At 46.0% G+C, this 18,650-nt stretch carries 16 protein-coding genes and 1 riboswitch; of the genes, 8 read left to right on the top strand and 8 right to left on the bottom strand.

Annotated features, from left to right (window positions below; translation table 11 throughout):
• Positions 1-3: 3 nt before the first annotated feature.
• Together CQS04_RS04745 and CQS04_RS04740 are read right to left on the bottom strand one after the other, a co-directional pair.
• Positions 4-990, bottom strand: a complete 987-nt coding sequence (locus CQS04_RS04745) for a homoserine dehydrogenase (RefSeq protein WP_100353040.1) — start codon at positions 988-990, stop codon at positions 4-6.
• Positions 991-1,112: 122 nt separating this feature from the next.
• A complete protein-coding gene (locus tag CQS04_RS04740; protein ID WP_100353039.1) occupies positions 1,113-2,411 on the bottom strand; it encodes an O-acetylhomoserine aminocarboxypropyltransferase/cysteine synthase family protein in 1,299 nt (432 codons plus the stop codon).
• A 99-nt stretch (positions 2,412-2,510) separates the two neighbouring features.
• A riboswitch (SAM riboswitch) is annotated at positions 2,511-2,624 on the bottom strand.
• A 173-nt stretch (positions 2,625-2,797) separates the two neighbouring features.
• Between CQS04_RS04740 and CQS04_RS04735 the strand changes: the two genes are divergently transcribed.
• From CQS04_RS04735 to CQS04_RS04700, 8 genes are all read left to right on the top strand, one after another.
• Entirely contained in the window at positions 2,798-4,498 is a 1,701-nt protein-coding gene (locus tag CQS04_RS04735) for a M3 family oligoendopeptidase (protein ID WP_100353038.1), read from the top strand.
• Between the two features lie 98 nt (positions 4,499-4,596).
• The gene (locus CQS04_RS04730; protein WP_100353037.1) at positions 4,597-5,436 is read left to right on the top strand and encodes an STAS domain-containing protein; all 840 of its coding nucleotides are present in this window, start codon (positions 4,597-4,599) and stop codon (positions 5,434-5,436) included.
• A 19-nt stretch (positions 5,437-5,455) separates the two neighbouring features.
• Complete coding sequence (gene pepT / locus CQS04_RS04725; protein WP_100353036.1) at positions 5,456-6,679, top strand: peptidase T; 1,224 nt, start codon at positions 5,456-5,458, stop codon at positions 6,677-6,679.
• A gap of 18 nt (positions 6,680-6,697) precedes the next feature.
• Positions 6,698-7,654, top strand: a complete 957-nt coding sequence (locus CQS04_RS04720; RefSeq protein ID WP_100353035.1) for a DMT family transporter — start codon at positions 6,698-6,700, stop codon at positions 7,652-7,654.
• Positions 7,655-7,740: 86 nt separating this feature from the next.
• Positions 7,741-8,295 (top strand): TetR/AcrR family transcriptional regulator, encoded by a 555-nt coding sequence (locus tag CQS04_RS04715; protein ID WP_100353034.1) that lies wholly within the window; start codon positions 7,741-7,743, stop codon positions 8,293-8,295.
• 13 nt (positions 8,296-8,308) lie between these two features.
• Positions 8,309-11,338: an efflux RND transporter permease subunit gene (locus tag CQS04_RS04710; protein ID WP_100353033.1), complete on the top strand. Its 3,030-nt coding sequence runs from the start codon at positions 8,309-8,311 to the stop codon at positions 11,336-11,338.
• A gap of 177 nt (positions 11,339-11,515) precedes the next feature.
• The gene (locus CQS04_RS04705; RefSeq protein ID WP_100353032.1) at positions 11,516-12,190 is read left to right on the top strand and encodes a hypothetical protein; all 675 of its coding nucleotides are present in this window, start codon (positions 11,516-11,518) and stop codon (positions 12,188-12,190) included.
• A gap of 11 nt (positions 12,191-12,201) precedes the next feature.
• Complete coding sequence (locus CQS04_RS04700; protein WP_100353031.1) at positions 12,202-12,612, top strand: VOC family protein; 411 nt, start codon at positions 12,202-12,204, stop codon at positions 12,610-12,612.
• 58 nt (positions 12,613-12,670) lie between these two features.
• Here the strand turns inward: CQS04_RS04700 and CQS04_RS04695 are convergent, their stop codons facing one another.
• The 6 genes from CQS04_RS04695 to CQS04_RS04670 form a co-directional block, all read right to left on the bottom strand.
• Complete coding sequence (locus tag CQS04_RS04695) at positions 12,671-13,750, bottom strand: AI-2E family transporter (RefSeq protein ID WP_100353030.1); 1,080 nt, start codon at positions 13,748-13,750, stop codon at positions 12,671-12,673.
• The gene (locus CQS04_RS04690; RefSeq protein WP_100353029.1) at positions 13,747-13,953 is read right to left on the bottom strand and encodes a hypothetical protein; all 207 of its coding nucleotides are present in this window, start codon (positions 13,951-13,953) and stop codon (positions 13,747-13,749) included. Before CQS04_RS04690 ends, CQS04_RS04695 begins: the two co-directional genes overlap by 4 nt.
• Complete coding sequence (locus CQS04_RS04685) at positions 13,950-14,753, bottom strand: squalene/phytoene synthase family protein (protein ID WP_100353802.1); 804 nt, start codon at positions 14,751-14,753, stop codon at positions 13,950-13,952. The genes CQS04_RS04690 and CQS04_RS04685 overlap by 4 nt, the downstream gene beginning before the upstream one ends.
• 95 nt (positions 14,754-14,848) lie before the next feature.
• Entirely contained in the window at positions 14,849-16,729 is a 1,881-nt protein-coding gene (locus tag CQS04_RS04680; protein WP_100353028.1) for a putative bifunctional diguanylate cyclase/phosphodiesterase, read from the bottom strand.
• A 72-nt stretch (positions 16,730-16,801) separates the two neighbouring features.
• Positions 16,802-17,464 (bottom strand): N-acetyltransferase, encoded by a 663-nt coding sequence (locus CQS04_RS04675; RefSeq protein ID WP_100353027.1) that lies wholly within the window; start codon positions 17,462-17,464, stop codon positions 16,802-16,804.
• Positions 17,464-18,585, bottom strand: coding sequence for a mandelate racemase/muconate lactonizing enzyme family protein (locus CQS04_RS04670; RefSeq protein WP_100353026.1), 1,122 nt, complete (start codon positions 18,583-18,585; stop codon positions 17,464-17,466). The genes CQS04_RS04675 and CQS04_RS04670 overlap by 1 nt, the downstream gene beginning before the upstream one ends.
• Between the last annotated feature and the right edge of the window lie 65 nt (positions 18,586-18,650).

Below are 18,650 nucleotides of genomic sequence, written 5' to 3'. Positions count from 1 at the left end.
CTACTAAATCGAGATCATAAACCCCGCGCGTTTGCCAATGATCTCCGCGTAATCTTCGACCATGACGCTCGCTGTAGGGTACATACCAGCCCCTGGACCGACGAGAGTCAACGTACCGATGTAGTTTGTATCGACGGCCACGGCGTTGTTGACACCTTCAATGGCATAAAGAGGATGATCCGGCCCTACAAGTTGTGGGCCGACCGACGCTTCTAATCGCCCATCCGGGTGCCGGACAATTTCTGCGACATGACGGTAACGTAGCCCTTCCTGCTCGGCACGTTTTACGTCTTCGAGTGTAATCGTGTCGATTCCTTTGACGTCTACTTCCCCGCGCTCCGGCTGCTCGTCGAATGCCAGTGCACTCAAAATCATCAATTTGTGAAAGGCATCCATACCCGATACGTCATTGTATGGGTCCGCTTCTGCATAGCCAAGAGCCTGCGCATCTCGAAGAGCTTCGTCGAATGCACTGTTATCTGTGCGCATAGATGTCAAAATGTAATTCGATGTCCCGTTCAAGATTCCCTGGATGCGCTGTACAGAATTCACCTGCAACAGGTTTTTCAGTGTCTTGATGACAGGGACGCCGCCGGCTGTTGTCGCTTCGTAGCCAATATAGACACCTTTTGATTTCGCACGTTCGTGCAGATCGATGTGGTAGCGAGAGAACATCACTTTGTTTGCTGTGATGACGTGACACCCCTTATCGATTGCTCGGCACAAATACCCGTATGCGGGTTCTTCTCCTACAATGGCTTCAAACACGACTTGCAACCCTGGGATGGCTAAGATGTCGTCGAAGTTATCCGTGATGAGTACGCCTGGCGTATCGGGACGCGGTTTTTCTAGATCATTCACCAGGATGGCGCCAACTTCAATGTCGAGCCCGAGAGAGCGGTGAAGCTCTTCTCGTTTGTCCTGTAAAATTCGGTAGATCCCCTGTCCGACCGTTCCATATCCTAAAATTGCTGCGCGTAATTTTGCCATGTTCATTCCTCCAACTCGGTGCGTCCATTCGCCGTATTATTTTTCCTATTCTAGAGGAAGCCTTCGAAGAAAACAAGAAAAATCTTTCTCTAGAGTACATTTGTTTTTCTTATACGGACAAATCAGACCGGAAGAGCGGCCTTTTTCACAGCTTGTAATCCAGCATCTAACGCTTCTAGAATGTCGTCGATGTGCTCGAGACCAATTGATAATCGTACTAATTCGGGTGTCACGCCTGTTCGCGCTAATTCTTCCCCTTCACCTAATTGTTGATGTGTCGTAGAAGCAGGATGAATGATCAAAGACTTTGCATCTCCAACGTTTGCTACGTGGGAGAATAACGGAATCGAGTCAATCAGTAAACGTCCTGCTTCTTTTCCGCCTTTTACTCCGAATGTCAAGATCGAGCCTGCTCCTTGAGACAAGTATTTCTTCGCGAGCTCATGAGACGGATGCTCTTTAAGCCCCGGGTAATTCACCCATTCCACTTCTTCGTGTTGCTTCAAGTAGTCTGCGACTGCCTGCGCATTTTCATTGTGCTTCGGGACACGTAAGTGAAGCGTCTCCAGTCCTTGCAGGAAAGAAAATGCCGCTTCAGGACTCAGTGCTGGTCCAAAATCACGCAATAACTGCACGCGAAGGCGAATCGCAAAAGCCACTTGCGGGACATCGATGCCATAACGCAGTCCGTGATACGTTACATCTGGCTCTGTGTATCCTGGAAATTTCTCAGAATTCCAGTCGAAGTTGCCTCCATCTACAACCACTCCACCAATCGTCGTCCCATGTCCACCGATCCATTTCGTAGCAGAATGGATCACAACATGCGCCCCGTGGCGAATTGGCTGTGTCCCGTAAGGTGTTGCAAATGTATTATCGATGAGAAGCGGCACTCCCACTTCGTTTGCTACACGAGCTACCCCTTCAATATCGAGAACATTCAGACTCGGATTTCCAATCGTCTCTGCGAAGAACCCTTTCGTCTTGGAAGTCACCGCTGCGCGGAAATTCTCAGGATTAGTCGAGTCCACAAACTTCACTGTAATTCCGTAACGAGGTAATGTGTGCGCGAACAGATTGTACGTGCCCCCGTATAGGTTCGAAGCTGCGACAATCTCATCGCCTGCTCCGGCAATATTTAAAATCGAGAACGCAATAGCGGACATTCCAGAAGATAACGCCACAGCAGCCGTCCCACCTTCTAGCTGTGCGACGCGCTGTTCAAACACGTCAACCGTCGGATTTCCAATACGTGTGTAGATGTTCCCCGCTTCTTTTAATGCAAATAAGTTCTGTGCATGCTCTGTGCTTTGGAAAACAAATGATGTCGTCTTGTGGATTGGTACCGCCCGTGAGCCGGTCACTGGATCTGGCTGTTGGCCTCCGTGAAGTAGAATCGTTTCTGGTCGTAAGTTTGTCATAATAACTTCCTCCTTTGTGTGTCAGATCAGACATCCAGAGAGGAAGTGACAATACAAAAGCCCCTCTTCAATTAAGAAGAGGGGCGAATGCTTGTCCTCCTCTTATCTTCCAGATCAAAATTGATCTGTAGGAATTAGCACCTTTCCAAGCAAAATTGCTTGTTGGTTGCCGGGCTTCGCAGGGCCTAGTCCCTCCGCCACTCTGGATAAGAGTCATATACGTCTGTCTGTTGCATTGAAGTATAAAACAACTGGGAATCATCTGTCAACAACCGATTTCAAATTTTCTGTTTTTTCAGCCGGAAATCGCTTGCCAAACACTCTGAATTGCGAAACAATAGACGGTGAGACCTTCGGTTACCGAAGAATCCAAGGAGGATTTTCGCATGACAACCCAATTCCAAGAGTATACATATGAACGTCCAGATATGTCTGCTCTAAAAACAAAAGCACATAAAGCCCTGGAAGCCTTTAAAAAAGCCTCTTCTTATGACGAGCAAAACGAAGCTATTCAAACGTTAAATCAGCTGCGTGCTGACTTCTCCACGATGGCGAACCTCGTGTACATTCGTGCTTCTATCGATACGAATGACGACTTCTATCAAAGCGAGCGTGACTACTTTGATGAAATCTCCCCGGAGATGGAAGAAATCGTGACAGAGTACTACAAAGCGCTGATCGACTCGCCTTTCCGCTCCAATCTTGAAGAGCGTTGGGGACAACAATTATTTGACTTAGCTGAGTTCCAGATCAAATCGTTCTCTCCTGAAATTATGCCTTTACTTCAAAAAGAGAACAAACTAGCTTCGGACTACTCGAAACTAGTTGCTTCGGCACAAGTAGAATTCAATGGTGAGACGCTGACTCTTGCACAACTTGGACCGTTTGCAGAATCTACAGACCGTGATACACGTAAAAAGGCAAAAGAAGCCTCTTTTGGTTTCTTCGCATCCCATGCCGATAAGTTTGATGCCATCTATGACGAGCTTGTCAAAGTCCGTACAGAGATTGCACACAAGATGGGCTATAAAAACTTCGTCGAACTTGGCTATATTCGAATGAACCGAATCGATTACAATGCAGAGATGGTCAAGACGTTCCGCGACCAAGTCCGTGATTACATCGTACCGGTAGCTACAAAACTTTATGAAAAACAGGCAAAACGCATTGGTGTTGAGAAATTGAAGCATTATGATGAGCCTCTAACGTTCTTGACTGGGAACGCGACTCCACAAGGGTCTCCAGAATGGATCATCGATGGTGGGAAGAAGATGTACGAGGAACTGTCTCCTGAGACAAACGAGTTCTTCCAGTTCATGCTTGACCGCAACCTGATGGACCTTGTAGCGAAAAAAGGAAAAGAAGCTGGCGGTTACTGTACGTTCATCGAGAACTACGACTCACCGTTCATCTTCTCGAACTTCAACGGAACGTCTGGTGATATCGACGTGTTAACGCACGAAGCAGGTCACGCGTTCCAAGTGTATTCTAGCCGCAACATCGGAATCCCTGAATACATCTGGCCGACATTTGAGTCTGCAGAGATCCACTCGATGAGTATGGAATTCTTCACATGGCCTTGGATGGAGAACTTCTTCAAAGACCAGACGGAGAAGTACAAATACTCTCACTTGATGAGCGGTCTGTTGTTCTTGCCTTACGGTGTAGCAGTTGATGAATTCCAACACGTCGTCTATGAAAATCCGGAGATGACACCTGCTGAGCGCAAAGCTGCTTGGAAAAAGATTGAACAGACGTACTTGCCTCACCGCGATTACGACGGCAATCCATATCTAGAAGAAGGTGCGTTCTGGCAACGTCAAGGCCACATCTATGCATCACCTTTCTATTACATCGATTACACACTAGCTCAGATCTGTGCATTCCAATTTTGGAAACGCTCACGCGAAGATTTCGACGGAGCATGGAAAGATTATCTGTACTTGTGCACTCTTGGCGGATCTCTTCCGTTCACGAAACTTGTGGAAGCAGCCAACCTCAAATCTCCATTTGAGCCAGGCAGCATCGAAGGTGTCGTAGAAGAAATTGAAGCGTATCTGAACAACGTGGATGACGAAGCTCTATAACAATTCTTTAGGCAGGTCCAGTGCGGACTTGCCTATTGTCTTCTCTGTCCACTACACTAGAGCGTAGGAACTTCGAAATAAAAAGGAGAGAAACGCGGATGACACCCAATCAAGAACTGTATGAGTATTTGCAAAAACACACGTGGGACTTAACAGAAGAATGGTATGCGGCTCTAGATAAAGAATCTACTAGTGGCGTCTATGCATCGAATGATGCCACAGTTATAGAGACAATCAAGCAACAGAACCACGGCTTTCATGAACGCTTTTGTAAGGTATTTGTTCAAGATGAAGCTACTTTCTTAAAAGAATTCGAAGCATGGGTACTTGAAATCGCTCGAGATCCCGAACACCTCAATACCCCACTGCACTTTATTTTGCAGGAATTCTTCAACACCCAACAACAATACATACACTTGTTGTATAGATATGAACGACAAGCTAGTGACCTCACTCATGAAACGGTTCAAGAATGGATTGCTACGGTCACGAAAACCTTCAGTAAATTAATGACCTGGTTCACAGAGGAACATCACAACTATTCGTTAAAGAAATTGCGCGCACAGCAAGAAATGATCAACGAATTAAGTACACCTGTTATTTCTCTTAGCAATGGGGTAGCGTTACTACCACTCGTCGGAGATATCGATACAAACCGTGCCAAGCACATCTTTGAAAATGCGTTGACACAGTGTACACAAAAGCGCGTACAGAGCTTGCTGATCGATATCTCTGGAGTTGCTATCATCGATACGATGGTCGCTCAACAAATCTTCCAACTAATCGAGGCACTTCGTTTGCTCGGCGTAGAGTCTACTTTGTCTGGTATTCGACCAGAGATTGCGCAAACAGCTGTCCAACTTGGCATCAGCTTCCAAGACGTCAATACGATCTCTACAATTGAGCGCGCCGTGCAGCGCTTATTTACTGAAAAATAACAAGGAGGCCATCCTGGCTATGAAACAAACGCTAATCGAGCGCCTGACGCGCTACGCTAAAATTGATACGCAGTCTGACGCTGCAAGCACATCAACTCCTTCTACTGAAGGACAATGGGACTTGCTTCGCCTGCTTGAACAAGAGCTTCAAACGATGGGCATGACAGAAATCACACTGGATGATAACGGCTACTTGTTTGCTACCCTTCCTGCAACGACGGAAAAAGACGTGCCTACTATCGGCTTCTTAGCTCACGTCGATACAGCGACGGATTACACAGGAAAAGACGTGAACCCTCAGATCGTAGAGAACTACGACGGGAAAGACCTTGTATTGAATGCTACGACTACTATGAAAGTATCGGATTTTCCAGAGCTTCCTAAATACAAAGGCCATACATTGATGACGACAGATGGCACAACGCTTCTTGGCGCTGACAACAAGGCCGGAATTGCTATCATTTTGACAGCTATGGACTACTTCTTGAAACATCCTGAAATCGAACATGGCAAGATTCGCGTCGGTTTCACACCAGACGAAGAGATCGGCCGCGGACCACATAAGTTTGATGTTGCTGCGTTTGGTGCCGACTATACCTACACGATGGACGGCGGCCCTCTTGGAGAACTTCAATACGAGAGCTTCAACGCTGCTGGTGCTCGTGTGACGACGCATGGCGTGAGCGTTCACCCAGGCTCCGCGAAAGACAAGATGGTCAATGCCATCACGATGGCGATGAAATTCCAGTCCCATATGCCTCCTCAAGAAGTACCTGAAAAGACAGAAGGTTACGAAGGCTTCGTCCACTTGATGGATATCCACGGTAAAGTCGAGAAAACCGTGATGGATTACATCATCCGTGACTTTGACAAAGCCAAGTTCGAAGAAAAGAAACAACGATTCCATGATGCCGCTTCGGCTATCCGCGCGCAGTATGGTGACGATGCAATTGAAGTGGAGTTGAACGATCAATACTACAACATGGGTGAAAAAATCACACCAGTCATGGAAATCGTCGATCACGTGAAAGCCATCATGGAAGATTTAGAAATTGAACCACTTATTATTCCGATTCGTGGCGGAACAGACGGTTCTCAGCTTTCGTATATGGGGATGCCGACACCAAACATCTTTACAGGCGGAGAAAACTACCACGGCAAGTTTGAGTACATCTCGATTGAAAATATGGAAAAAGCCACTCAAGTCGTACAAGAAATCATCAAGCGCGCTGCATTGAAGTAAGGAAAGGGCGGGACGAAGATGAAGGCTATAGGTTTAGGAATTGTCGCTGCCCTATTCTTTGCAGTGACATTCGTGTTGAATCATGCAATGGAGCTCTCAGGTGGCAGTTGGATGTGGGGCGCATCGCTCCGCTACTTTTTCATGGTGCCGTTCCTTGTCATCATCGTCTGGATGCGTGGTGGCTTGCCACCTCTTGCTCGTGACATGAGAACGAGTCCCGGACCTTGGTTCATCTGGAGCTTTGTCGGCTTCGTCCTGTTCTATGCTCCTCTGACTTATGCAGCTGCCTTTGGTCCTGGATGGCTCGTTGCCGGGATGTGGCAGCTGACGATTGTCGCAGGAATTTTACTGGCTCCCCTGTTTCTTTCGAATGATGGGAATCGTGAAGTGATTCCTCGCGCTGCATTAGTAATTTCAGGAGTGATTTTAGTTGGCATTTTCCTGCTTCATTTGCCTCAAGCAGCGTCCGTTCCCTTAGCGACACTGCTGCTCGGGTCCTTGCCCGTTGTGGTGGCTGCATTCGCTTACCCTCTTGGAAACCGCAAGATGATGCAGCACGTCGGAAGTCGACTAGACTCTTATCAGCGCGTTCTTGGGATGACGATAGCGTCCCTTCCCGCTTGGATCCTGTTGGCTGCCTATGCTTGGATGACAGTCGGTCTCCCGTCTGGAAGTCAGGTCTTGCAGTCCTTCTTTGTTGGTGTGAGTTCCGGAGTGATTGCGACCGTGCTGTTCTTCATGGCTACTGACATGGCGAGACATAGCCAAAGTCGCCTAGCTAGCGTAGAAGCCACTCAGTCTACAGAGATCTTATTCGTTGTAGCGGGAGAGATGGTGCTACTGCAACTCCCTCTACCCGCTCCTATTGCATTAGCTGGGATGGGCATCATCGTCCTCGGACTTCTTGCGCATAGTTTGCATACTATTTGGGAACAAAAACAAAAATTGCACACGACCTCAAACCACGTATCTTAAAAGGTACGTGGTTTTTGTTTGACAAACTTTATACAAAGGGTGTACATTCAGAGTACTCACGGGTACTCTAAAAAAGGGGGAGAGATATGACGGAGCAAGAACTACGTTCACGCATCTTATTTGCAGCACTTGAAACCTTTGGTAAAGAAGGCTTTTTTGAAGCCAAGATGCTGACCATTGCTCGCCTCGCAAAAATATCGAAATCTACTTTATACGCCATGTTTCCTTCAAAAGAAGAATTGTATACAGATATGATGAAGTTTACGTTTTCAATGTATTTGACCACAATTGAGCGTCATATCCAGAATCAGCGCACATTTCCAGAAACGCTCCAAGCCATCTCGCAAGAACACCTTCAGAATATCTGGAAACAACGCCATCGGTCAGGAATGTATTTGCAGCTCAATCATAAACATGAGGAAGCGATGGATGCCTTGATGGACTTCATCGAAGCGTATATTGAATTGATTCGCCAATTTTTCGAGCAGCATGGGATAGAAAATGCCGCCACGAAGGCAAGGCTTTATGTAGGTATGCTCGACAGTTTTCGAAATGAGATTTTTATGGATCCTTCGTTCAATGAAGAACGCTTGACAGAGATCCGTCAGCAGATTGACCAGATTGTCATTACAGGATTTTAAAGGAGGAGACGCAATGAGTTGGATTACTAGGTTCAGTCTACGTAACGCCGTTGCCGTATTTATATTTGCATTCTTACTGATTTTACTCGGCTTGTTTTCATTCAGCCGTCTGAAAATCGATCTACTTCCAAACATTGAATTCCCGCAGCTCTCTGCACAGATCGTCTATCCTGGCGCGTCTCCAGATGATGTTAACGAGCAAGTGATCACCCCGCTCGAACAAGCATTTGAAGGACTTGAAGGTGTGCAAGAGATTCAGAGCGCGTCTTATGACACAATTGGTGTCATCAACTTGGTGTTCCCATTTGACACCGACCTAGATCGCCTCGAGCAACAAGCGGATACTGCGATTGCAGAAGCCGGTCTACCTGAAGAAGCCACTGTTGAAATCAGTCGCCTTTCGTTTGGCGCCTTCCCTATTTTCAATATTTCATTATTTGCTGAAGAAGGCGTCGATCTTGATGAGTTGCTAGACACGGACGTCATCCCAGAGCTCTCGAAAATTCCTGGTGTGAACTCCGTATCTGTCGGTGGACTTACAGATACCGAGCTTCAAATCACTGTAGACCAAGCAGCTGCGGAGCAAGCGGGCCTTACACTTGGTCAGATCAAAGATCAGATTGATCAAAAGTTCTTTAGTTTCCCAGCAGGACAAGTACAACAAAACGACATCACCATTCCTGTCAAAGTGGAACAAGTACTAGAATCCATTGACGATCTGGAATCGCTGTCTCTACAGAACTCGTTCAATCCATCAGCGCCACCCGTCACACTCGGGGACATTGCGACGATTGAAGAAGTCGAGACACAGGATGAAATCACTCGCTACAACGATGAAGAAGCCTACTCGATGGCCGTCACGAAAAAACAAGATGCCAACACTGTTGAAGTGGCAGATGAAGTGTTAGAAGTACTTGAGAAGTATGATGGAGAGCTTTCGTACTCTATCGGCTTCAACTCCGCTGAAGGAATTGAAAAATCGGTTGAAACGCTTGTAAAAGAAGGGTTGCTTGGTGCTCTATTCGCATCCATCGCAGTACTCATTTTCTTACGCAACTGGCGTGCAACCATCATTGCCATCATCTCAATTCCGCTGTCTTTATTGATTGCAGCGATTTTCTTGAATCAACTAGGAATCACTCTCAACATCATGACACTCGGTGGTATGGCTGTTGCTGTCGGACGAGTTGTCGATGACAGTATCGTGGTTATCGAGAACATTTTCAGGCGCCTCAGAAAGCCTGGTGTGGAAATGACCAACGAGATGGTGGAAACCTCTACAAAAGAGATTTTAAAAGCCATCACATCCTCGACCATCACAACGGTCGTCGTATTCTTGCCTTTAGGCTTTGTAAGCGGGATTACAGGAGAGTTCTTCTTGCCATTTGCTTTGACGGTCGTATTCTCGTTACTAGCTTCTTTACTTGTAGCAATTACCATCGTTCCGATTTTAGCGAAGTTTTCGTTCAAGAAGATCAAGCAAGAAGAAAAAGAAGACGTCCTGCAACGTCAGTATGGTCGTGCTATCGCATGGTCATTACGCCGAAAATGGCTCGTCTTGCTCATCTCACTCGTCCTTTTAGGAGCTTCATTTGCCATCGTGCCACGTCTTGGATTTACATTTATACCTGATGAAGAGTCGCGTCTTGTACAGGCAAGCATTGAGCTTCCATCCTCCACGACACTTGACCGGACTAATGAAGTCTCTTTAGAAGTCGAACAGCTGCTCCTCGGGTATGACGAAGTAGACAGCGTCACAACATCCGTTGGGGCACGTGACTTTGCAACGGGCATCAAACTCGTTAACCGAGCCGGTTACTTTATCTCTTTAAACGATGATGCCGATCTAGACGCATTCTTAGATAAAGCAGCTACAGATATGGATGAATTAGTGACTAGTATCAACGACCAGACAACAGTTTCTGTCTCAGAAGTGTCTACAGGAGGTCCACCAACCAACAACAATGTCGTCGTTGACTTGTTCTCGACCAACCTGGACGATCTGGAGCAAGCCGCTGCTGAAGTGGAAGCATTGCTTTCTGAGCGCGACGATTTGAAATATGTAAGCAACAATTTCTCTGAAAAGCAAGAACAACTTGTTGTGACAGTAAATACTGAAGCTGCAGATGCTCGAGGCATCTCTGGTTTCCAAATCCTCGGTGCTATCTCTGACCAGACACGTCCCGTTGAACTCGGAGAACTTCAGATAGGTGAGGACCGCCCTTCTGTTCAGCTGTCTTATGATGAAGGCGTGACCTCGCCAGAAGAAATTGAAGAGTTGACGTTGTTCACAACTCAAGGTCCCGTCACCTTGTCTGAAGTTGCAGACGTGGAACAGATTGAATCGTTTACTTCTATACAGAAACTAGACGGTCGCGTGTTTGCTCGAGTGGAGGCACAAGTAAACGCAGAAAATATTCGTGCTGTTTCTACAGATGTACTCGCTGCAGTGGAAAGCGACATCGACCTTCCGGAATCTGTATCACTTGAAGGTGGCGGTGGTAGTGATGAAACTGTTGAAGTGTTCCAACAGCTCGGTATCGCTATCTTGAGTGCGATTGGTCTTGTGTATTTGACGCTACTGATTACATTCGGAAAAGCACGAATCCCGTTTGTCATCCTCTCTTCCCTATTGTTCGTACCAATCGGAGCCTTGTTTGGCTTACTGATTGCTCAAGAACCTCTATCCGTTAGTGTGATGATCGGATTCTTGATGCTCATTGGGATTGTAACGACAAACGCCATTGTTATGGTGGACCGAATCAACCAGAACCGTTATGACAAAGGGATGCCGATACGCGAAGCATTAGTGGAAGCTGGGAAGACGCGTTTGCGTCCGATCTTGATGACCGCATTTGCAACGATTGCAGCATTGATCCCTCTTGCGCTCACTACATCTTCTGGAACGTTGATTTCAAAAGGACTGGCTATCACAGTAATCGGTGGGTTGACGTCTTCTACATTGTTGACACTGATCATAGTGCCTGTAATTTATGAATTCTTCTTCTTCCGAGATGTCCGTCGCGAAACGAAGAAAGCATGAAAATAAGCGCCAACCCTAGCGGTTGGCGCTTTCGTTTTGTGTCTCACATTTGAGGGGGGCGAGACAATCGTGTCCTTTTTGGAGAAAAGCACGATGGCTTGTTGACCTTATGGTAATGATAATCATTTTCAATTAAAAAGTCAAGCAGAGTCAGAAAAAATCTTTTATACTGAAACTATGTTAACTACTTCTCAGCGCCAGCAACTAACTCAATACAGTGTTTACCTGCAGCCGGCTGGTCCTGTCCTCTTTCACACAGGAGAATGGAAAGAGCATCTGACGACGGTTCAAGAAATCATCCAGGCGCCACACAAAACTGCAGCCGCTTCTTATCTCACACGTCGTCTAGGTCTTTTCTTGTCCATGCAATTCTGGAATCTGACTCTTTATGATGAACGATGGGTGGGAGATCCAAACAATTTGCAGTGGGTGTTGGTCCGTGAATATGGGAATCCGGCTATTAGTGCCTTTGTGCAAGAAGAACACTATGTGCCGCTGCAAAATGAAACGGAAAGGCCTCATGCTGTGCAAGCTATTTGGAACCTAGCAGATACTGTGGTCACGTCTCTTTCGACATCGCCTGCCATTCAGCAGATTCACTGGGAAAATATTTTTGGATACACAGTTTGGCATTATTCCGTTTTTCTACAGCAAGCCGATTTATGGGAAAAGGCGTTAACTGACTGGATGTTGTTACAAAACCCTGACTTAGGAGAAGGGGCCGCAAAGTTCTCTAATTTTGTTGCGGGTAGGTCCGCTCTAGATTTGACGAGAGTGCCAGTTCGATCAACCTGCTGTCTTGCAAAAGATATTGCAGGACAGCTCAAATGTGGATTTTGTCCAATCGATTAGGAGGAAAAAGGATGCCAGTTATTGCGTATTTGAATTTTAATGGGAACACAGAAGAAGTGGTACGTTTTTATCACGAGGTATTTGCAACAGAAGCTCCTCACATTCAATATTTTAAAGATATGCCTGGACATGAAGCTGATCCAGAGTTAGGAAACCGTGTGCTTCACGCACGAATCACGGTTCACGGTTCACCACTCTTCTTTTCAGACTCGATGCCGCAAAACCCAGTTACCCACGGGGACGGAATCACTTTGGCAATCGTTGGCGATGACGCCGATCTTTTAACGCAACAGTTCAACTTGCTTGCCGAAAAGGGGCGTGTCCTCATGCCCATCCAAGAAACGTTTTGGAGTAAAGCTTATGGAATCGTACAAGATCAATATGGGATTCAGTGGCAGTTCAGCCACGAGGTTTCAGCATAACAAAAGAGTCCGGGACAGAACTTAGAAAAGGCAGCTTCTCAATGAGAAACTGCCTTTTTTAAACGTCTTTATTCGCTGTATCCCGAATCTCTTCACGATACGCGTAGATGTTACGTAAAATCGATTTCACAACCGCATACGCCGGGATTGCTAAAATGATTCCCCACAAGCCTGCTAAGCTTCCTGCTGACAAAATAATTGTGATTACTGTCAAAGGATGGATGTCGAGTGATTTCCCCATAACGTTTGGTGTAATCAGGTTACTCTCAATCTGTTGAGCAACCAACATGACGAGAGCCACCCACAGCGCCATGATTGGCTCTTGAGTAAAGGCAATGATCATCGCCGGAATGACCGCTAGATACGGTCCCAAGAATGGAATTACATTTGTCAGCATGCCAAACAAGGCAAGTAACAGTGGGTACTTTAAACCAATGATCATGTATCCAATCAGCAACATGACACCTACTAAAAAGCTGACAAGTAGTTGGCCTTGTATGTATGTCTTTAATGTTTCATCGATATCCGCAAGTGTCTTGCGAATCCACGTCTTACGCTCACCTTTAAAGAATTTCGCAACAAATGGAGCAAGTTTTTCATGATCTTTTAGCATGTAAATTAAGAAGAACGGCACCAATACGAGCATAAAGATTCCTTGGAACAGTCCTTGGAAGAAGTTGATTAACAAAGTCCCGCCAGAGACCGCAAACTCATTGGCTCTGCCGACTGCATCTTGAATAGAGTCCTGCATCGATTCAGGAAGTCGGTCTCGTTGGTCTAGAACGTAGTCTGTCATCGATTCAATTTCTTTGATAATAACTGGACCATTCTTCACTAATGCGTTCACTTGATTAGTCAATACGGGTCCAACAATTGAGGTGAATCCAACGATGACTGCAAGTAGCAAGATAACCACTATGGAAATAGAGCCCCAACGAGGCACTTTCTTTCTCTCTAATAGCTTCACTAAAGGACGTGTGAGATAAAACAGCACGCCCCCAATTAAAAGTGGCAAAAATACCGTGCGTAAAATCACAAAGAACGGGTTGAAAATCGCCTGCACTTCCACAACCATTCGGATAATCACAAGAGTCAGCAAAATCGCGACTCCTACTTGAAACCATAATTTTTTAGTCATTTTAGTTTCTCCTTTGGTTTCGGGTCGACTTTATCGATGTCTTGTCGTAATAAGATAAAGCCTATTAGTGCCGATACTAGAGAAGCCCCTATCGTAATCAACACTTTATTTTGGAATGTCACATCTGGATGATCTCGTAAAATCAGCACGGAGAAAAATGCAGAGATCACCATGATGGGAAGTAACCATTTTAATTTTTTCATGCTCTTTCCTCCCAATCGCTCCCTGCGACTTCTTGAACGGTTCGTTCCACTTCTGCTCGGGTCATTTTTTCACGTCCATGCTTCATGGCGTCCATCGTTTTGTGAGCAAATGTTAAAGGCAGCTGGCAGAACAAACGGATACTGCGCTTGGAGATGTCTTCCATATAGGCATCGGCTTTCGCGAGATTGGCTTCCGCATAAGCGAACATATCCGCACGAGTCCACTGCTTCGGAAAATAACCGACCCCACGTTCCGAATCTTCTTCTTGATTGCGCAAGATGTTGACGGCTTGCAATCCTCGACCGTATCCAATGGCGAGGTCTCGGTCTGTACGAATTCCTGAATCCCATTCCCACATGTCCGATAGCATGACACCGACAAGGCCTGCTACATAGTACGTGTAGTCATCTAAGTCTTCTTGCGTCTCCACTTTCCATTCTTTCAGTGCCCATTTGGCCATTCCCTCTGCCATCTCAGCAGTAGCTAGTTGCATTCGCTTTCTAGCTCCTTCAGGGCAATACGCGACCCAGTCCGCCAAGCGAATTGTGACTTCTGGCATCAAGTGTTGAATCGGCTCGAGCGCTCGTAGATACGCCTCTTCATCAAACGATGATTCTAGTAGACTTGCTGTTTTTAATAAAATGTCTGCTTTCAGTTCTTTAGGAATGTCTTCATGATCTTCTATTTCATCAATTGCACGCATACAGAGATAAGCGGAAGCGACCGCCTTCTTAAGATCGCGTTGCAGAAAAGTAATTGGTATGTAAAACGTGCGGCTCGTTTCTTTTAAAACGCGCATCGCATCACGTGTTTCTGGACTGGCCTTCACAAGAATCCTCCATTCTCAACTATCGTACCTTCTATTGTATCAAAAAACCCCTCCCTAAGGAGAGGTTAGCGTAAATAGCGTTGTTCAAACTCGGCAACTGGGAGGGGATGAGAGAAGTAAAAGCCTTGCCCTTTGGTACAGCCGTTCTGAAGCAGAAACTCCGCCTGCTCTTCTCGCTCCACGCCTTCTGCCACGAGTTCAAATCCAAGATTCCGGCCCATCTCAATAATCGTCTTCACTAAAGTGGCTTGCCCTTTATTATGGGGAATTTCTTGGATGAACGACTTGTCGATTTTGATGAAATCGATAGGCAATTGATTTAAGATACCGAGAGATGAATAGCCGGTCCCAAAGTCATCAATGTAGATACTCACACCGAGTTGTCGCATCTCAAACAGAATCGGAACGGCCGCTTCTACATTTTGGACCATGCCTTCAGTCAATTCAATTCCAAGTAGGTTCGGTGTGATCCCACTTTCCAAAAGTAGCAACTGCAAACGGTCCATAAAATCAGTCACTTCCAGCTGAGCACTCGAAACGTTGACCGCGACACGTAGAGGTGTTCCCACTTCTTCCCATAACTTCACTTGATGGATGGCTTGTTTCAACACCCAATCACCAATCGGCACAATCTGGCCAGACTCTTCAGCAATCGGAATGAATTCAGCAGGTGAGATCTCTCCTAAGATTGGATGGTGCCAGCGGATAAGGGCCTCGGCTCCTTGGACACTATGTGACATCAAAGAGACTTTGGCTTGGTAATATAGCTCAAACTCTTGAAATTCTAAGGCTCGTTTCAAGTCATGCTCAATCCGAAGCTTCCGTTTTTGAAGCTCCTCATTTTCTCGTATATAGAATTGGATGTTGTTTTTCCCTTTTCGTTTGGCTCGCTTTAAAGCCGCATTCGCTTTAGACAACAGACTGTTCACACTCTCGGCATCATCCGGGTACAAAGCTACTCCGATACTTACACTGACGAACAATTCGTCTTCTGCTGTATGGAAAGGCGTATGGAACGACTCCATAAATTGATTGATCTTCATCTGCATGGCTTCACGGTCATGATGGGGATAAGCAATGATGAACTCATCTCCACCATAGCGGGCCATCAGAGTATCGTGTCCAAAGTACATCGGCATCCGTTCAGCAATCAGCTGCAGAATTTCATCTCCTGTCTCAAAACCTAACATGTCATTAATAAACTTCAACCGATCTACATTGAAGTAGATAAGTGCCAACTGCTCGTCTTCTTCACTCTCTTCAATACGCACTTCCAACTGGCGATTGAAGTACACTTGGTTCGGCAACTGCGTTAAAGTGTCCGTCATAGCAATCCGGCTCATCGTCTCCTGCAGCTCGATCTCTTTTGAAAAATCAAATGTAACCCCTACGATTCGAGTAACTTTGCCCTCGTCATTTCGAATGGGTTCTCCGATTGAACGGATATGAGCAATAGAGCGATCTTTTTTATACAGTCTCCATTCTGCTTCAGATCGCTCTCCTCGAAGAAGCTTCTCCAGATGACGCTCTGCGATATATTTATCACTTTCTAACGCTTTTGTTAACCATATTTGATAATCGTCTTCGATCTCTTGTTGTGAATAACCAAAGAGCTCTAAAATTCCTGTTGAGACTTTTAATTTCTCTCGCTCTAAATCAATGCTCCAAATCCAAGCACTGCTATTAAAATACAAAGCATCGAGCTCTCGCTGAATGTCTTCCAACTCTTTGCGCTTTGTCTCTACTTCTTCAATGGAAAGACGTCGTTCATCAGTTAATTTACGGCGACTGGCCACTAACCATCCGACTAATACCCCTATGGCCCCCGCTCCTATCACATCGATGACAATGTGATAGGGATCTACATTGGCCCAAAAAAAGGCATAGAAAAAGGCAGCGACAGACAGCACAAGACCAAAAACCAACATGGATGTTTTGATCGTCATGTGAATGCCACCGCCTTACGAGCTTTTAGTCTCAGTTTAACGGAATTTCACCCTCTTGAATAGAGGGAATTGTCAGTCAACAATCGTGTACTGCACGAGCCATGCTCCATCTTGTTCGAGAAGTCCCACTCCGCGCGCTCCACGGGCCAAAAGCTGTTGCTGCATCTCTGTATCTGCCATTGGTACTGCTTGGAGTTCTGTCACTTCACGTGTCTGTTGCAAATCACGTACGAAAATATAGCGCAGCTTGCCTCCATACTTCACTTTTAACGCTCCAATGGACATTCCCAACTGGAACTTGTCTTTCATACTTGGAATATTGAATGGAGCTACAGTAGCACATACATAGCGATAAGGTGATGTCTGGAGACGCTCCATCCACCAAGCTCCCATTTTCTTTTGAAGGCCGTGCCCTTGGTACGATGGGTCTACTAATGAAATCTCGGAATAGATCACGTCTTTCCATTCATCTACATGGATACCAACATCTTTAGCAAGATGCTCTTCGTCTTCAGGGGTGTAAAGAAAAGCGCGTGCCGCCACTAACTGGTCATCTATCCAGACACCGGCAAACAGCTCTTGATGCAAAATGATTCGTATTTCGTCATGTGTAAGCTTCTGAAGCTGGTCTACTCGCTCCAAATGAGCAGCCACTCGGTCTTGAAGCCGTTCAATGGCTTCTAGATGCTGCAAATTTAAAAGTGTCATGCGAAACCCGTCTTTAGGGAAACTCATCAAGCTCCCTCCTGGCCAATTGTAGTACGGCGCACAGTCAATTCTTCCAATACACGTTCGTCTACATCTACTCCGAGTCCTGCTTGATCATTCAGCGCGATGAACGGCACATCATAATGCAGGTTCCCAATATCTTTTGAGAACTTCAAAGGCCCTGTCAATTCCACACTAGAAAATACTTTTTTTGCGAAAGCTACATGGAATCCTGCTGCAGACCCGACGGACGACTCGACCATAGAACCGATCTGGCAATCGAGTCCTGCCATCTCCGCCATATGAGCAAGCTTGACTGCTGGGTAGATGCCGCCACACTTCATTAGTTTGATGTTCACTTTATGCGCTGCCCCTTGTTGAATGACCTGTCGCATCTCACGCTTTGACTTCATTCCTTCGTCAATCATGAGAGGAATTGTCGACTTCGCTTTGATTTCGACCATTCCTTCGATATCATCTGCTTTCACCGGCTGCTCCAACCAGTCGATGTTCAAGCCTTTCATCAGTTCAATAGCCTGCAAGGTAGATGAGGCATTAACCCAACCTTGATTCACATCTACCCGTATGGCAATATCGTCTCCAACTGCCTCACGAACGGCACGGATTCGAGCTACATCACTGAGCACATCGCGACCGACTTTCATTTTGAACGAGCTGTACCCTTGTTCCATTCGTTCACGTGCTTCTTCTGCCATCGCAGCAGGCTCTCCGATACTTAATACGTGGGTGATCGGGAAACGCTCGTGGTACCGTCCACCTATCAAATCATAGACAGGAACCCCTAGCTTTTTCCCAACAGCATCGAAACAAGCAATATCAAGAGCTGCCTTTGCTGCTGGAGCTTGATACACAATAGAATCCATTAAGTCGTGCAGCGCTTCAAAGTGCATTGGATTATGTCCGATCAGAGCAGGAGCCAACGAATGCTCGATTAAAGCAAAAGTACTCTCCCAAGACTCGCCTGTCACGTGATCATCTGCCACGGCTTCTCCGTAACCTACGATTCCTTCGTCAGTCGTGATTTTGACAATCAGCGAAGGCATATCAGCGTAACTGTGATAGCTGACTACAAAAGGTGTAATTAAAGGTAGGCGAATTGCATAAAGATCGATTTGTGTGATTTTCATTTCATCTCATCCTTTACAAAGAAAATAGTTTCATTTATAGTTGTCGTTAAATAGTCGTTATATAG

Source organism: Chryseomicrobium excrementi, assembly GCF_002798305.1.
In the GTDB taxonomy this organism is placed as follows: domain Bacteria; phylum Bacillota; class Bacilli; order Bacillales_A; family Planococcaceae; genus Chryseomicrobium; species Chryseomicrobium excrementi.
Note: the sequence above shows the minus strand (reverse complement) of the source record. Positions and strands in the feature narration are given on the sequence as shown.

Excerpts from the sequence above, each read along its gene's own strand:
- CQS04_RS04680 (WP_100353028.1), bottom strand. The coding sequence starts at position 16,729 with ATGACGATCAAAACATCCATGTTGGTTTTTGGTCTTGTGCTGTCTGTC.
- CQS04_RS04715 (WP_100353034.1), top strand. The coding sequence starts at position 7,741 with ATGACGGAGCAAGAACTACGTTCACGCATCTTATTTGCAGCACTTGAA.
- CQS04_RS04720 (WP_100353035.1), top strand. The coding sequence starts at position 6,698 with ATGAAGGCTATAGGTTTAGGAATTGTCGCTGCCCTATTCTTTGCAGTG.
- CQS04_RS04735 (WP_100353038.1), top strand. The coding sequence starts at position 2,798 with ATGACAACCCAATTCCAAGAGTATACATATGAACGTCCAGATATGTCT.
- CQS04_RS04690 (WP_100353029.1), bottom strand. The coding sequence starts at position 13,953 with ATGAAAAAATTAAAATGGTTACTTCCCATCATGGTGATCTCTGCATTT.
- CQS04_RS04670 (WP_100353026.1), bottom strand. The coding sequence starts at position 18,585 with ATGAAAATCACACAAATCGATCTTTATGCAATTCGCCTACCTTTAATT.
- CQS04_RS04705 (WP_100353032.1), top strand. The coding sequence starts at position 11,516 with ATGTTAACTACTTCTCAGCGCCAGCAACTAACTCAATACAGTGTTTAC.
- CQS04_RS04695 (WP_100353030.1), bottom strand. The coding sequence starts at position 13,750 with ATGACTAAAAAATTATGGTTTCAAGTAGGAGTCGCGATTTTGCTGACT.
- CQS04_RS04745 (WP_100353040.1), bottom strand. The coding sequence starts at position 990 with ATGGCAAAATTACGCGCAGCAATTTTAGGATATGGAACGGTCGGACAG.
- CQS04_RS04685 (WP_100353802.1), bottom strand. The coding sequence starts at position 14,753 with ATGCGCGTTTTAAAAGAAACGAGCCGCACGTTTTACATACCAATTACT.
- CQS04_RS04675 (WP_100353027.1), bottom strand. The coding sequence starts at position 17,464 with ATGAGTTTCCCTAAAGACGGGTTTCGCATGACACTTTTAAATTTGCAG.
- CQS04_RS04700 (WP_100353031.1), top strand. The coding sequence starts at position 12,202 with ATGCCAGTTATTGCGTATTTGAATTTTAATGGGAACACAGAAGAAGTG.
- CQS04_RS04730 (WP_100353037.1), top strand. The coding sequence starts at position 4,597 with ATGACACCCAATCAAGAACTGTATGAGTATTTGCAAAAACACACGTGG.
- pepT (WP_100353036.1), top strand. The coding sequence starts at position 5,456 with ATGAAACAAACGCTAATCGAGCGCCTGACGCGCTACGCTAAAATTGAT.
- CQS04_RS04710 (WP_100353033.1), top strand. The coding sequence starts at position 8,309 with ATGAGTTGGATTACTAGGTTCAGTCTACGTAACGCCGTTGCCGTATTT.
- CQS04_RS04740 (WP_100353039.1), bottom strand. The coding sequence starts at position 2,411 with ATGACAAACTTACGACCAGAAACGATTCTACTTCACGGAGGCCAACAG.